Genomic DNA, 14,748 nt, shown 5'->3' with positions numbered 1-14,748 from the left:
TCAGTCCCGCATCTCGCGGCCGGTCAGCTTGAGGAACACGTCCTCCAGGTTGGCCGGGCGGTGCAGGTAGCGCACGCCGCTCCTGCCGTGCAGCGCCGCCAGCAGCGGGGCGGGCTCGCGCACATAGCAGAACAGCGTCTCGCCGCTCATCTCCGTGCGCTGCGCCAGCGGTGTCAGGCTGTCGCGCAGCGTGTCCAGTTCATCGCCATAGACCTCGACCACGTCGCAGCCGATCTGGCTGTCGATCAGGTCGTGTGGCTTGCCTTCGGCAATCTTGCGGCCGCCGTCGATCACGCACAGGTAGTTGCACAGCCGTTCGGCCTCTTCCATGAAATGCGTGGTCAGCAAGATGGTCTTGCCGCTGGCCATCAGCGACTTCAGGCGCTCCCAGATCAGGTGGCGCGCCTGCGGGTCCAGGCCGGTGGTGGGCTCGTCCATTACCAGCAGGTCGGGGTCGTTGATCAGCGCGCGCGCCACGGTCAGGCGCCGGCGCATGCCGCCGGAGAGGTCGCGCACCTGGGCATCGGCGCGGTTCTCGAGCCGGGCGAATTCCAGCAGCATCGGCACGCGCCGCTCGATCTCGGCCGACGACAGCCCGAAGTAGCGCCCGAAGATGCGCAGGTTCTCGATCACCGAGAAGTCAGGGTCGAGGTTGTCGAACTGCGGCACCACCCCCACGCGCATGCGCGCCTGCGGCGCGCGCTCGGGGATGGGCTCGCCGCACAGTGTCAGCGTGCCGGCCATGGGCGTGCTCAGGCCCAGCAGCAGGCGCAGCGTGGTGGTCTTGCCGGCGCCGTTGGGGCCCAGCAGGCCGAAGCACTGGCCGCGAAATACCTGGAGGTCGAGGTCGTCGACCACGACCGTGTCGCCGTATTGCTTGCGCACCTTGCGCAACTCGATAATGGCAGTCAAGGCTGGGTCCGGTGTGGCGCCGCACGGGCGCAATATTCGCCATTATGCCGGTCATCGGCGCAGCGCTCAGATGGTGCCATGCAGCAAAATCCGCGGCCGCAACGAGCGGGGGCTGGCCTGGTGCGCGGGCATAAAAAAACCGCCAGCGAACTGGCGGTTCTTCTTGCCTGGCACTGCCAGGCGGCGAAGCGTACTGGAATCAGTACATCTTCTTCGGCAGCATCTGCATGCGCAGGCGCTTGCGCAGACGTGCTTCGGCGGCCTTCTTCTTGCGCTTGCGCTCGGTCGTCGGCTTCTCGTAAGCGGTGCGGCTCTTGAGTTCAACGATCAGGCCAGTCTGCAGAATGGCGCGACGGAAACGCCGCATTGCAACTTCAACGGGCTCACCGGGTTTCAAGACGATCTTAGTCAATTCAGTCCTTTAGGGGATTGCCGCAAGGAGCGGCTGGTTCACACGGGGGGAAACTGCGGTCGCCGGAGCGACTGGTATTGCACGCCGGGCTAATGCCCTGTGCGCCCCCGCGAACCTGAAAGATGTGGACGTTTCAGTCCGTGCAACCAGTGTCAGGGGTGATAGCGCCAGGTCCTATACAACTGGAGCCTGACAGTACCGGTTTCCATGAATGCTATACGCCCGTAACTATGGCATGTATACGACGCCACTGTCAAGAATGCAGTGCAATGCGCGTGCGGCCGTGGCGTCGGAAATCTCCCGGCAGTCTCTTTTGGCGCACTTTGTACCGCCGCCTGCGTGGCACAATCTGGCTGCGCTCCCGCCGCTGCGAGGGGAGCGCGCCCACCATGCCTGTGCCGCGCCAAGCCGACGACCTCCGTCCTGACCCCGACAACCATTCAAGGATCCGACGCCTCATGCCATTCGAGTTTTCGCCCACGGTGCTGCTGGTGGAAGACGAGCCCCATATCCGCCGCTTCGTGCGCGCGGCGCTGCAGGACGAGGGCTGCACCGTGCACGAGGCCGAATCGCTGCAGCGCGGCCTGATCGAGGCCGGCACGCGCCAGCCCGACCTGGTGATCCTGGACCTGGGCCTGCCCGATGGCGACGGCGTATCGATGATCGGCGACTTGCGCACCTGGACCGAGGTGCCGGTGCTGGTGCTGTCGGCACGGACCGGCGAGGCCGAGAAGATCCGCGCGCTCGACGCCGGCGCCGACGACTACCTGACCAAGCCCTTCGGCGTGGGCGAGCTGGTGGCGCGCCTGCGCGTGCTGCTGCGCCGCCATGCGCGTGCCGGCGTGCAGGCGCGGGCGCAGGTGGCGTTCGGGGACGTTGCTGTCGACCTCGCCAACCGGCAGGTCACGCGGGCGGGCGAGCCGGTGCACCTGACGCCGATCGAATATCGGCTGCTGGCGGTGCTGCTGGCGCATCGGGGCAAGGTCATGACCCACCGGGAGCTGCTGCGGGAGGTGTGGGGGCCGTCGCATGCCGAGAGCAGCCAGTATCTGCGGGTCTATATGGGCCACTTGCGCCACAAGCTGGAGGCCGACCCGGCCCAGCCTGCCTTTCTGCTGACCGAGATCGGCGTGGGCTATCGCTTCGCCGGCTGATCGCCAGGTCACTCCCGGGACACTTTTTTTGCCGATCACGCGCCGCGTGAGGCCGGTGCTCGCCTGCCGCATCCGCTCCCGGTAAACCCGAAACGGCGTCGAAAAGGTTTGACGATTAAATTCATATGTATAAACTAATATTCATAAATATGAATTCATGCAGGAGTGACGCATGCCAGACCAACCCGTCTATTTCATCTCGACCGACGACGTCGAGGGCTACCACCCCGCCAACCATGTCGGCACGCTCAACCGCCGGCTGATCGGCCCCGAGACCGTGGGCTCACGCCACCTGGAAGTCATCCACGGCACCATCGAAAAGGGCAAGGGCGCGCTGCCGCATGCGCATCCCGGCATCGAGCAGGTCTGCTATGTGCTGGAAGGCCGGGCCGTGGCCGAGGTAGGCGGCCAGCGCAAGGAACTGGGCCCGGGCGACTGCTGCTTCTTCCCGCCGGACCAGATGCACGTGTTCACCGTGGTCAGCGACGAGCCGGCCAGAATTCTGGTGATTTATTCCCCGCCATACGAGGAATCCCCCGAGCGCGTGATACGGCCCGCATAAGACGCGGCCGGTCACGGGAAGGGATCAGAAAACTACAGGAGACAACCACCGTGAAGTCCTTCAAAAACACCTTTGCCAGCCTGGTGGTCGGGTGCGCTACGGCGCTGGTCGCCACCCAGGCGCTGTCGGCCGACGAATTCCCGTCCAGGCCGCTGCGCCTGGTGGTGCCGTTTGCCGCCGGCAGCGGCACCGATGCCGTGGCGCGCCTGACCGCGAAGTACCTGGGCGAGTCGCTGCACCAGCCGGTGGTGGTGGACAACAAGCCCGGCGCTAACGGCACCATCGCCGCCGAGTTCGTGGTCAAGGCTCCGGCCGATGGCTACACGCTGTTCATGACCACCAACACCACGCATTCGGCCAACCCGTCGCTGATGAAGCAACTGCGCTATGACCCGGTCAGGGATTTCACGCCAGTCTCGCGCATGGGCAACCTGCCGTTCATGCTGGTGGTCAACCCGGCGCTCCCGGTGAAGACGCTGCGCGAGTTCATCGACTACGCCCGCGCGCATCCGGGCCTGAGCTATGCCAGCGGCAACAGCACCGGCATCGTGTCCGGCGCCACCCTGTCCAAGATGGCCGGCCTGAACATGCTGCACGTGCCCTACAAGAGCACGCCGCCGGCCATGACCGATGTGATGGGCGGCCAGGTGCAGGCGATGTTCGTCGACTTTGCCGCCGGCATCGCCAACGTGCGCGCCGGCAAGCTGCGCGCACTGGCGGTGACCACCGCGCAGCGCAGCGCGCTGCTGCCCGACCTGCCGCCGGTGGCGAGCGTGCCCGAGCTGAAAGGGTTTGACATCACCTCGTGGAACGGCGTGTTCGCGCCGGCCGGGGTGCCAGCGCCGGTGGTGGAGCGCCTTAACCGGGAACTGGTTGCCATTGCCAGCAACAAGCAACATGCGGCTCAGTTCCACGCGCTGGGCTTCGAGCCGTTCGGCAGCACGCCGGCCGAGCTCAGCCAGTTTGTCGTGGCCGAGCTGCAGAAGTGGTCGCGGCTGGTGAAGGACGCAGGCATCCAGCCGGAATAAGCGACGAACAAGACAACGAAAGCAAACAAGTAACGCCATGAATTTCGATCTCTCCGAAGAACAGTCATCCATCGTCGAGGCCGTGCAGCAGGTCTGCGCGCAATTCGACATGGAGTACTGGGACCGCCTCGACAAGTCCGCGACCTATCCGCACGAGTTCTACAAGACGCTGTGCGAAGGCGGCTGGCTCGGCGTGGCCATGCCCGAGGCCTTCGGCGGCGCGGGCCTGGGCATCCTGGAAGCGGCGCTGGTGATGCAGACCATCGCGCAGTCGGGCGCGGGCATGACCGGCGCTTCGGCGGTGCATATGAATGTGTTCGGCTTGAACCCGGTGGTGGTGTTCGGCACCGACGAGCAGAAGGGGCGCTTCCTGCCGCCGCTGATCGCCGGCCAGGAGAAGGCCTGCTTCGGCGTGACCGAGCCCGACGCGGGGCTGGACACCACCAAGCTCAAGACCTTTGCGCGCAAGGTGCCGGGCGGCTATTCGGTGAGCGGGCGCAAGATCTGGATCTCGACCGCGCAGGTGGCCGACCGCATGCTGCTGCTGGCGCGCACCACGCCGCTGGAGGCGGTAAAGAAGCCGACCGAAGGGCTGTCGCTGTTCTACACCAGGGTCGACCGCAGCAAGATCGAAATCCGCGAGATCGACAAGATGGGCCGCGCCGCCGTCGATACCAACATGTTGTTCATCGACGACCTGTTCATCCCCGAGCAAGACCGCATCGGCGCAGAGGGCAAGGGCTTCGAGTACATCCTGCACGGCCTGAATCCGGAGCGCATCCTGATCGCCGCCGAGGCCATCGGGCTGGGCCGCGCCGCGCTGGCCATCGCCACCCGGTACGCCAAGGAGCGCGTGGTGTTCGGCCGCCCGATCGGCATGAACCAGGGGGTGCAGCACCCGCTGGCGCAGGCGTGGATGCAGCTGGAATCGGCCAACCTGATGATGCTCAAGGCCGCCGCGCGCTACGATGCGGGCCAGTCCTGCGGCGCCGAGGCCAATGCCGCCAAGTACCTTGCCGCGGAAGCCGGCCACAACGCCTGCCAGACCGCGATCCTGACGCTGGGCGGCATGGGCTACTCGCGCGAGTACCGCGTCGAGCGGCTGCTGCGCGAATCGTATATCCCGCGCATCGCGCCGGTCAGCCCGCAGCTCATCCTGTGCTTTATCGCCGAGCGCGTGCTGGGCTTGCCCAAGTCGTACTGAGCGGAGCGACGATGCCAGACAAGCAAGCACAGGCAAGCGCCGCCACCGGGCCGCTGGCCGGCATCCGCGTGATCGACATGACCTCGGTCGCGATGGGGCCGTATGCCACGCAGATCCTCGGCGACATGGGCGCCGAGGTGATCAAGGTCGAGCCGCCGGCCGGCGATGTGTTCCGCCACGCCGAACCCGCGCGGCACGCGGCCATGGGGGCCAGCTTCCTGAACCTGAACCGCAACAAGCAGTTCGTGGTGCTGGACGTGAAGCAGCCCGACGACCTCGCCGCGCTGAAGGCCCTGATCGCCACCGCCGATGTCTTTGTCTCCAACGTGCGGCCGCAGTCGCTGCGCAAGCTTGGGCTGGACTATGCGTCATTGCGCGCGGAACATCCGCGGCTGATCTACTGCGGCGCCTATGGCTATTCGGAAGCGGGCCCCTATGCGGGCGCGCCGGCCTTCGACGACATCATCCAGGCGCGCAGCGGCATGGCGCAGTTCCAGGGCGCCAACTCGAATGAAGGGCCGCAATACGTCAACACCATCCTGGCCGACAAGGTGGCCGGGCTGACCGTGGCCTACGCAATCCCGATGGCGCTGTACGAGCGCGAGCGCTCCGGCCAGGGGCAGGCCATCGAGGTGCCGATGTTCGAGACGCTGGTGTCCTTTCTGGCCGCCGAGCAACTTGCCGGGCAGACCTTTGTCCCGGCGCTGGGACCGGCAGGCTATCCGCGCGTGATGTCGCTGCACCGCAAGCCGTACCGCACGCGCGACGGGCATATCGCGCTGCTGCCGTACACCAGCGCGCAATGGCTGCGCTTCTTCGATGTGTCCGGCCACGGGCAGCTGGCCGGCGATCCGCGTTATGCCACGCCTGCCGCGCGCAGCGCCAATATCGACGCGCTCTACGCCACGCTGGCCGAGATCGTCGCGCAACGCACCACGGCCGAGTGGCTGGATCTGCTGCGCGATGCCGATATCCCGCACAGCGAAGTGCCGCACTTCGACAGCCTCGCTGACGACCCGCACCTGCGCGCCACCGGCATGATGTTCGAGTACGACCACCCGAGCGAAGGGCGTCTGCGCGGCGTGGGCATTCCCACGCGCTTCTCGCGCACGCCGGGCAATATCCGCAGCTGGCCGCAGGCCTTGCCGCAATCCGGGAGCGAGGAGGACTGACCCGCGCCGCCGCGTACAATCCCGGCCAACGGAAACTGAAGTCGAGGAAGCCAACGATGGCAGAAAACGAAGCGGCGGAGAAATCCGGTTACGCCAGCGTCAAGACGGCGCTGCGCGTGATCGAGATCATGGAGATCTATGCGCGTGAAGGGCGCTCGCTGACGCTGACCGAGCTGGCCAGGCTGCTGGGCGCGCCGATGTCGAGCTGCCTGGGACTGATCCGCACGCTGGCTTCGCTGGGCTACCTGTACGAGACCGGTCGCCGCCAGGGCTATTACCCGACGCGCCGGCTGCTCGACATCGCCCAGCGCATCGCGCGCAACGACCCGCTGCTCGAACGCGTGCAGCCCGTGCTGGAATCGCTGCGCGACACCACCGGCGAGACCGTGGTCTTCGGCAAGCTGCAGGATGACGGGCGCGTCCTGTACCTGGAAGCGCGTGAATCCGCCAACCCGGTGCGCTATATCGCCGCGCCCGGCGAACTGCGCGACGCGCATGTCAATTCCATCGGCCGCGCCATACTGGGCACGCTGACGGCCGGCGCGCGCGGCGAGCTGCTGTCAGGGCTTTCGTTTGCCGCGCGCACGCCGCGCACCATCGGCTCGGCGCAGGCGCTGGAAGCGGCCATGCAGGGCTGGCAGAAGCAGGGCTGGTATCCGAATTTCGGCGAGTCGTTTCCCGACCTCGGTGCCATCGCCATTCCGGTGACGATAGGTGGCGCAATTTTTGGCCTGTCGGTCGCGGGACCGCTGCATCGGGTGGAAGCCAATGCGCAGAGCATCGTCGCGGCACTGAAGGCTGCCGGTGCTTCGCTGCAGGGATGAGATAAGAGAGAAAGAGGGGGGCGTTGCGGCAATGCGTGTGCCGTGATGCTTTCCGCGACGACTTGTGCCGAAGCCGGAAACGAAAAAGCCCGGTGCGTTTGCACCGGGCTTCCGTATCGGTTGGCTCCCCGACCTGGGCTCGAACCAGGGACCTGCGGATTAACAGTCCGTCGCTCTACCGACTGAGCTATCGGGGAACAGCTGAGAAAGAAATTATAGCCAGTTTCTCTTTTCTTCGTCAACACCTTTTCGACATTTTGTTTTTGTCAGAAGGTGTCTGGAAGCTTCCGGCTTGCTGTCTGCCGTACGGTGCGAAGGGCATCTCTGCTGGCTTCGTGCCGTCGTGCTGAACAGCGAGGCCGCATTATAGCTACGGTTTTGGATTTGTGCCAGAAAAAAACCGCCTCGCGGCGGCTTTTTTCTGCGGGTCTCGCTCGGGTCAGTCGAACACCGGCGAATCCACGCCGAGGATCTTGTGCAGCTTCGGCGAGGTGGTGGTGTACTGCATGTGGATTTTCTTCTCGGGGAAGATATACGGGGCAGCCCCGAACGCGGCCAGCGCGGCCTCGTGGAAGCCGGACAGGATCAGCTTCTTCTTGCCCGGGTAGGTGTTGATATCGCCCACCGCGAAGATGCCCGGGATATTGGTCTCGAACTTCTCGGTGTCCACCTTGATCTGCTTGCGCTCCAGGTCCAGGCCCCACTCGGCGATCGGCCCCAGCTTGGGCGACAGGCCGAAGAACACCAGCAGGTCGTCCACCGGCAGGCGGCGGGTCACGCCGTCGGCGCCGGTCACCTTGATCTCGGTGAGCACGCCGTCCTTCTCTTCATAGCCGCCGATCTGGCCGACCAGGAACTGCATTTCCATCTGTTCGCACAGTTCCTTCATCTTGGCGACCGAGGCGGGCGCGGCGCGGAAGCCGTCGCGGCGGTGGATCATCACCACCGACTCGGCCTTGCCGACCAGGTCCAGGGTCCAGTCCAGCGCCGAGTCGCCGCCGCCGACGATCACCAGGTTGCGGCCGTGGAAACGGCTCGGATCCTTGACGCGGTAGTACAGCTGCTTGCCGTCGAACTTGTCGATGCCCTCGACCTTCAGCGTGCGCGGCTGGAACGAACCCACGCCCGCAGCGATGAAGATGGTCCTGGTGATGAAGCGGGTCCCGAGCGAGGTCTCGACGAAGAAGCGGCCGTCTTCACGGCGCTCGACCACGGCGACTTCCTGGCCCAGGTGGAAGGTGGGCTCGAACGGCTCGATCTGCTTGAGCAGGTTGTCGGTCAGTTCCTGGCCGGTGCAGATGGGCACGGCCGGGATGTCGTAAATGGGCTTGTCCGGATAGAGCTCCACGCACTGGCCGCCGACCACCTTCAGGGAATCGATGACATGTGCCTTGATTTCGAGCAGGCCCAGTTCGAAGACCTGGAACAGGCCCACCGGACCCGCACCGACGATCAGCGCATCGATTTCCAGCGGCTGGCCGCCGGCGGGGCTGCCGCCGTCGACCTGCCTGGTCGTGTCGGCGACGGGATTTGGAATGCTCAAGTCCATATTCGTCCTGATACGTTTGCGTGGGCAGCTGGTGCCCGGTATTGCGGAAAGCGCGTGGGGACGGCCTTCTGGTTCTGTCAGCGCTGCAGGTATTGCAGCTTGTCCGTGGCGTCCTTCCACTCCTCGGCCTCGGCCAGCGGGGCCTTGGTCTTGGTGATGGAAGGCCAGTTGCGGGCCAGTTCGGCGTTCAGGTCGATGAACTGCTGCTGGTCGCCCGGCACATCTTCCTCGGCATAAATGGCATTCACCGGGCATTCGGCCACGCACACGGCGCAGTCGATGCACTCATCCGGGTCGATGGCCAGGAAGTTGGGGCCTTCGCGGAAACAATCGACCGGACATACGTCAACGCAGTCTGTATAGCGGCAACGGATGCAGGATTCGGTGACAACGTGAGTCATTTCGGTTCCAGGAAAACGGGTCGGCTTTTAATGGGAAACAGTTGGGCCGCTTCTTGCCGGCGGACGCGCTGTGTCTACCGCGCGAGTGCTGCTACACGGGTGCCACATGTTGCCGCAGGGCAGCATGGGTTGGACGAGCGCCGGCCGAGGCCTTTCGGAAGCCGATATTGTAGCCGAGCCTTCTGGCAAGGATAGCGGGTCTATATAGCCGGATAAGATAGTTTTCTTATTTCTTTATGTGCTTTTGACTTGAACCATGGGGCGCGCTGGCATCTCGGCCCGCCTGAGGGCATGATGAGGGCCGCCAGCAGTCACTTGCATCCGTGCCGGGAGACCCATATGCCACGCCAGCCTTGCCTTGCCAGCCGTGCCAGCTTGCGGCGCCATGCCGCGATGTGCCGGACGTTCGCACCCATTGCTGTGCTGCTGACGGCATTTCTGGCGCCGATAAGCGCCGCTTCCGCGCAGACCCTGGCCCAGTCTCCGGCCATGGCCGACAGCGTGGTGTCGCGCCTGGTGGCCTGGCGCGCGCGCACCGACGCGCCGGTCGCCTTGCCGGCGCTGACCAGCTTCGACTGGGATACCTTCAGCGTGACCGATGCGCCCGCGGGCGACGGCGTTGCCCATTGCGGCCGGGCCGGCCTGATGCCGTGCGGGCCGCAACTGCAGCCGCAGCCGGGCGACCGCGTGCAGGTGCTGCGCTTCGACCGCGCGGGCGCGCAGGTCTACACCGAACGCATTATGGCCGCCGATGGCGCCTTTGCCGAACCGCTGCCGCGGCAGGTGCGGCGCGCTGCCGCCACGCTGGTGTCATGCCCCGGCGCGCAGGGGCGCCAGCTGTGGTGCCTGCAGGGCAAGGCCAGGGGCAGGGGCGCGTTGCGGCAGCCACAACCCTTTCTCGATGGTGCCTGAGCGGCAGGCGCGGCGCCGGAGGTGGCCGGACTTCGGTTAGCATGACGTACTGACCCCGGCATTGCCGTCTGGCTCGTTATGATCATCCAGTCTCTGCTCGACACCGACCTGTACAAGTTCACGATGATGCAGGTGGTGCTGCATCAGTTCCCGCAGGCGCAAGTGGAATACCGCTTCAAGTGCCGCAACGCGGGTGTCGACCTCACGCCCTATATCGATGAGATCCGCGCCGAGGTGGCACACCTGTGCCAGCTGCGCTTCACCGACGACGAACTGGCCTACCTGCGCGGCCTGCGCTTCATCAGGAGCGATTTCGTCGACTTCCTCGGGCTGTTCCACCTGAACGAGAAATATGTCTCGGTGCGTCCGTCCCCGCAGGGCAACGGCGAGATCGCGATCTCCATCGTCGGCCCGTGGCTGCACACCATCCTGTTCGAAGTGCCGATGCTGGCGATCGTCAACGAGGTGTATTTCCGCCGCACCCAGCCGCGGCCCGACCTGGCCGAAGGCCGCCGCCGTCTGGAAGACAAGATGGCGCTCCTGAAGACCCCGGAGCTGGCCGATTGCGTGATCGCCGACTACGGCACGCGCCGGCGCTTCTCGCGCGACTGGCAGGAAGAGGTGCTGCTGACCATGCGGCGCCTGCTGGGCCCGCAGCTGGCCGGCACCAGCAACGTCCACTTTGCCCGCCTGCACAATATGGTGCCGCTGGGCACGATGGCGCATGAATACCTGCAGGCCTGCCAGGCGCTGGGCCCGCGGCTGCGCGATTCGCAGGTGTTCGCGCTGGAGCGGTGGGCGCGCGAGTACCGCGGCGACCTGGGCATCGCGCTGTCGGATACCTACGGCTTCGACGCCTTCCTGCGCGACTTCGATCTTTATTTCTGCAAGCTCTTCGACGGCGTGCGCCACGATTCCGGCGACCCGATGCTGTGGGGCGAGCGCATGGTCGCCCACTATGCGGCCAACCGCGTCGACCCGCGCACCAAGACGCTGATCTTCAGCGACAGCCTCGACATCCCGCGGGTGATCGAACTGTATGAGCGCTTCCATGGCCGCTGCCGGCTGGCATTCGGCGTCGGCACCAACCTGACCAACGATCTCGGCTACACGCCGCTGCAGATCGTGATCAAGATGGTGCGCTGCAATGGGCAGCCGGTGGCCAAGCTGTCGGACACGCCGGAAAAAACCATGTGCGACGATGTCGGCTACCTGTCCTACCTGCGCCAGGTGTACTCCGCTCAGTCTGGGGCGTAGCAAAATTCAACACATCGCGAGCGCCCCGACACGCTTTGCATGCGGCGCTCGCCTCTATAATCGGCGCTTCGCGACCTCCAGCCACACCTTATGGAAACCAACGACGCCCGCGACCGCATCTTTGCCCGCATCCGTGCTGCCCAGGGCCGGCCGACCCGGCCGAGCGCAGGCGAACGCGAGGCCGTGGCCGACTACCTGGCGCGCCACCCGCAGGGCCCGCGTCCGGCGGTGGGGGCCGACCTGGCCGAAGCCTTCCTGGCCCAGGCGCAGCGCATGGCCTCGACCGTGGACCGCGTGGCGACCATGGACGAGGTGCCCGCCGCCACAGTGCGCTTCCTGGACAGCCTGAGCCTGGTGCACCGCGCGGTGGCGTGGGACGCGCTGGGCCCGCTGCCGTGGCAGGCCGCGGGGCTGGCGGTGGAGTGCCGCCCGCCGGTGCGCGAGGTCGAGGCCGACCACGATCATGGCGACCTGGTCGGCATCACCGGCTGCTTCTGCGCGATCGCCGAGACCGGCTCGCTGATGCTGCTGTCGGGCCCGGCCACCTTCGCCTCGGCCGCGCTGCTGCCCGAAACCCATGTGGCGGTGGTGCCGTGCTCGCGCATCGTCGCCGGCCTGGAAGACGCCTTTGCGCTGGTGCGCAGCGAACGTGGCGAACTGCCGCGCGCCACCAATATCATCAGCGGCCCGTCGCGCACGGGCGATATCGAACAGACCATCGTGCTTGGCGCCCATGGCCCGTACCGCGTGCACGTGATCCTGGTCGACGGGGCCTGAGCCCGGGGGCGCTTGCGGCACGGAAGGCGGCGCTCCGCGCAGGCCGCAGGCGCGGGCGCAAGCGGTGCTTGAATTACACTTGCAGGCTTGCCTTCGTGCCTTGGCTTCGTGCCGTGGCGCGCCCATGATCGCTGCATTCCCGAGGAGATCCTGCCTGATGCGACGTGCCTCCGTGCTGTTGCCGCCGCTGGCCATGCTGGCCGCCTTTCCCGCCGTTGGCCATGCCGCGGGCCTTGACGGGGCCTCGCTGTCTCCGCTGTGGGGGCTGCCATTCGCCGGCATGCTGCTGTCGATCGCGCTGTGGCCGCTGCTTGCGCCCAGGTTCTGGCACCACCACTACGGCAAGATCGCCGCGGGCTGGGGGCTGCTGTTCCTGTTGCCGTTCGCGGCCGTGTTCGGCGCGCATGCGGCTGCCGCCAGCGCGGTGCACGCGCTGCTGGCCGAGTACATCCCGTTCATCGCACTGATCGCCGCGCTGTATATCGTCGCCGGCGGCATCTGCGTGCGTGGCAACCTGCACGGCACGCCCGGGCTCAATACCGGCATCCTGGCGCTGGGCACGCTGCTTGCCAGCTTCATGGGCACCACCGGCGCGGCCATGCTGCTGATCCGCCCGCTGCTGCGCGCCAACGACAACCGCCGCCATGTGGCGCACGTGGTGGTGTTCTTCATCTTCCTGGTGGCCAATGCCGGCGGCGCGCTGACGCCGCTGGGCGACCCGCCGCTGTTCCTGGGCTTCCTGAAGGGCGTGGACTTCTTCTGGACCATGCGCAACATCTTCCCGCAGACGCTCTTTATCTGCGTGCTGCTGCTGGCGCTGTTCTACCTGGTCGACCGCCACTACTACCACAACAAGGAAGAGGAACTGCCGCCGGGCAGCGACCCGACGCCGGACTCCGGCGGCATCGCCATCGAAGGCAAGTTCAACTTCGTGCTGCTGCTGGCCGTGATCGGCCTGGTGCTGATGAGCGGGCTGTGGCAGCCGGGCATTTCGTTCGACATCCTGGGCACCGAGGTGCCGCTGCAGGCCGCGGTACGCGATGCGCTGCTGGTGGTGGTGGCGGTGGTTTCGCTGCTGGTGACGCCGCACACGGCGCGCGCCGGCAATGAATTCAACTGGGAACCGATCCTCGAGGTCGGCAAGGTCTTTGCCGGCATCTTCCTGACCATCGTCCCGGTCATCGCGATGCTCAAGGCGGGTACGGACGGCGCCTTCTCCGGCGTGATCCGCGCGGTCAGCGACAGCAACGGCCAGCCGGTCGACAGCATGTACTTCTGGGCCACCGGTCTGCTGTCGTCGTTCCTGGACAATGCGCCGACCTACCTGGTGTTCTTCAACACCGCCGGCGGCGACGCGGCCACGCTGATGACGCGCGATGCCCCGACGCTGGCGGCGATCTCGGCCGGGGCGGTGTTCATGGGCGCCAACACCTATATCGGCAATGCGCCCAACCTGATGGTCAAGGCCATTGCCGAGAGCCGCGGCGTGCGCATGCCGAGCTTCTTCGGCTACATGCTGTACTCGGGCATCTTCCTGATGCCGCTGTTCGTCATCATGACCTTCCTCTTCTTCCATATCTGATGCCATGAAGCCGTCCGTCCTGGTCACCCGCGCCATCTATCCCGACGTCATCGCGCACCTGGCGCAGTACTTCGATGTCGACGACAACCAGCAGGACGCCGTGCTCGACGCCGCCGCGCTGAAGGCGCGCCTGGCGGGCAAGGCCGGTGTGCTGGCCAACGCCGCCGACCGCATCGACGCCGACGTGGTCGCGGGGCTGCCGTCGCTGCGCGCCGTGTGCAACATGGCGGTCGGCTACAACAACCTGGACGTGCCGGCGCTGACGGCAGCGGGCATTGTCGCCACCAATACGCCGGACGTGCTGACCGAGACCACCGCCGACTTCGGCTGGGCCCTGCTGATGGCCACCGCGCGCCGCGTGACCGAAGCCGAGCACTACCTGCGCGCCGGCAAGTGGCAGCGCTGGAGCTACGACATGCTGGTCGGCATGGACCTGTACGGCAGCACGCTCGGCATCCTGGGCATGGGCCGCATCGGCCAGGCGCTGGCGCGGCGCGCGAACGGGTTTGGCATGAACGTGCTGTACCACAACCGCAGCCAGCTGCCGGCGGAGACCGAGCGCGCGCTCAACGCGCGCTATGTCAGCAAGGAAGACCTGCTGCGCCAGTCCGACCACCTGCTGCTGGTGCTGCCCTATGGCCCGCACAGCCACCACGCCATCGGCGCCGCCGAGCTGGCGCTGATGAAGCCCACCGCGACGCTGGTGAACCTGGCGCGCGGCGGTATCGTCGACGACGCCGCGCTGGCGCAGGCGCTGCGCGACAAGCGTATCTTTGGCGCCGGCCTGGATGTGTTCGAGGGCGAGCCCAGCGTCCATCCGGACCTGCTGACAGTGCCCAACGTCGTGCTCACGCCGCATATCGCCAGCGCGTCCGAGAAGACCCGCCGCGCCATGGCGATGCTGGCCGCCGACAACCTGATCGCCGCGCTCGACCAGGGGCCGCAGGCCGGCCATCCGCCCACCGTGATCAATCCTGAAGTGATGCCGCATCGCCGCTGAGG

At 66.3% G+C, this 14,748-nt stretch carries 15 protein-coding genes and 1 tRNA gene; 11 read left to right on the top strand and 5 right to left on the bottom strand.

The annotated features are described in order from the left end of the window. Together nodI and rpsU are read right to left on the bottom strand one after the other, a co-directional pair. The gene (gene nodI / locus ACREYQ_RS11090) at positions 1 to 912 is read right to left on the bottom strand and encodes a nodulation factor ABC transporter ATP-binding protein NodI (protein WP_432257654.1); all 912 of its coding nucleotides are present in this window, start codon (positions 910 to 912) and stop codon (positions 1 to 3) included. Between the two features lie 199 nt (positions 913 to 1,111). Next, entirely contained in the window at positions 1,112 to 1,324 is a 213-nt protein-coding gene (gene rpsU, locus ACREYQ_RS11085; protein WP_010814647.1) for a 30S ribosomal protein S21, read from the bottom strand. A 458-nt stretch (positions 1,325 to 1,782) separates the two neighbouring features. Between rpsU and kdpE the strand changes: the two genes are divergently transcribed. The 6 genes from kdpE to ACREYQ_RS11055 all read left to right on the top strand — a co-directional run bounded on the left by kdpE (position 1,783) and on the right by ACREYQ_RS11055 (position 7,268). Further along, a complete protein-coding gene (kdpE, locus tag ACREYQ_RS11080) occupies positions 1,783 to 2,478 on the top strand; it encodes a two-component system response regulator KdpE (protein ID WP_432257653.1) in 696 nt (231 codons plus the stop codon). A gap of 172 nt (positions 2,479 to 2,650) precedes the next feature. Continuing rightward, positions 2,651 to 3,040, top strand: coding sequence for a cupin domain-containing protein (locus ACREYQ_RS11075; RefSeq protein ID WP_432257652.1), 390 nt, complete (start codon positions 2,651 to 2,653; stop codon positions 3,038 to 3,040). 50 nt (positions 3,041 to 3,090) lie between these two features. Beyond that, positions 3,091 to 4,068 (top strand): Bug family tripartite tricarboxylate transporter substrate binding protein, encoded by a 978-nt coding sequence (locus ACREYQ_RS11070; RefSeq protein ID WP_432257651.1) that lies wholly within the window; start codon positions 3,091 to 3,093, stop codon positions 4,066 to 4,068. A 37-nt stretch (positions 4,069 to 4,105) separates the two neighbouring features. Beyond that, positions 4,106 to 5,272: an acyl-CoA dehydrogenase family protein gene (locus ACREYQ_RS11065; protein WP_432257650.1), complete on the top strand. Its 1,167-nt coding sequence runs from the start codon at positions 4,106 to 4,108 to the stop codon at positions 5,270 to 5,272. Positions 5,273 to 5,283: 11 nt separating this feature from the next. Next, the gene (locus ACREYQ_RS11060) at positions 5,284 to 6,444 is read left to right on the top strand and encodes a CaiB/BaiF CoA transferase family protein (RefSeq protein ID WP_432257649.1); all 1,161 of its coding nucleotides are present in this window, start codon (positions 5,284 to 5,286) and stop codon (positions 6,442 to 6,444) included. Positions 6,445 to 6,500: 56 nt separating this feature from the next. Next, the gene (locus ACREYQ_RS11055; protein ID WP_432257648.1) at positions 6,501 to 7,268 is read left to right on the top strand and encodes an IclR family transcriptional regulator; all 768 of its coding nucleotides are present in this window, start codon (positions 6,501 to 6,503) and stop codon (positions 7,266 to 7,268) included. Between the two features lie 121 nt (positions 7,269 to 7,389). Here ACREYQ_RS11055 and ACREYQ_RS11050 read toward each other — a convergent pair. The 3 genes from ACREYQ_RS11050 to fdxA form a co-directional block, all read right to left on the bottom strand. Then, positions 7,390 to 7,465: transfer RNA gene (locus ACREYQ_RS11050), tRNA-Asn, on the bottom strand. Positions 7,466 to 7,707: 242 nt separating this feature from the next. Beyond that, on the bottom strand, positions 7,708 to 8,817 hold the full coding sequence (locus tag ACREYQ_RS11045; RefSeq protein ID WP_432257647.1) for an NAD(P)/FAD-dependent oxidoreductase: 1,110 nt from the start codon (positions 8,815 to 8,817) through the stop codon (positions 7,708 to 7,710). Positions 8,818 to 8,894: 77 nt separating this feature from the next. Further along, positions 8,895 to 9,218, bottom strand: a complete 324-nt coding sequence (fdxA, locus tag ACREYQ_RS11040) for a ferredoxin FdxA (protein ID WP_010814656.1) — start codon at positions 9,216 to 9,218, stop codon at positions 8,895 to 8,897. Between the two features lie 339 nt (positions 9,219 to 9,557). On the opposite strand from fdxA, the gene ACREYQ_RS11035 reads away from it, so the two are divergent. The 5 genes from ACREYQ_RS11035 (at position 9,558) to ACREYQ_RS11015 (ending at position 14,746) form a co-directional block, all read left to right on the top strand. Beyond that, a complete protein-coding gene (locus ACREYQ_RS11035) occupies positions 9,558 to 10,130 on the top strand; it encodes a hypothetical protein (RefSeq protein ID WP_432257646.1) in 573 nt (190 codons plus the stop codon). Between the two features lie 78 nt (positions 10,131 to 10,208). Then, a complete protein-coding gene (pncB, locus tag ACREYQ_RS11030; protein WP_432257645.1) occupies positions 10,209 to 11,387 on the top strand; it encodes a nicotinate phosphoribosyltransferase in 1,179 nt (392 codons plus the stop codon). A gap of 90 nt (positions 11,388 to 11,477) precedes the next feature. Continuing rightward, on the top strand, positions 11,478 to 12,164 hold the full coding sequence (locus ACREYQ_RS11025) for a LutC/YkgG family protein (protein ID WP_432257644.1): 687 nt from the start codon (positions 11,478 to 11,480) through the stop codon (positions 12,162 to 12,164). Positions 12,165 to 12,321: 157 nt separating this feature from the next. Beyond that, positions 12,322 to 13,746 carry a sodium:proton antiporter gene (locus ACREYQ_RS11020; protein WP_432257643.1) on the top strand — a complete coding sequence of 475 codons (1,425 nt, stop codon included), beginning with the start codon at positions 12,322 to 12,324 and terminating at the stop codon, positions 13,744 to 13,746. A gap of 4 nt (positions 13,747 to 13,750) precedes the next feature. Further along, entirely contained in the window at positions 13,751 to 14,746 is a 996-nt protein-coding gene (locus ACREYQ_RS11015) for a 2-hydroxyacid dehydrogenase (protein WP_432257642.1), read from the top strand. Positions 14,747 to 14,748 lie beyond the last annotated feature (2 nt).

The sequence above is a fragment of the Cupriavidus sp. TMH.W2 genome (genome assembly GCF_050847365.1).
Classification (GTDB): Bacteria; Pseudomonadota; Gammaproteobacteria; order Burkholderiales; family Burkholderiaceae; genus Cupriavidus.
Note: the sequence above shows the minus strand (reverse complement) of the source record. Positions and strands in the feature narration are given on the sequence as shown.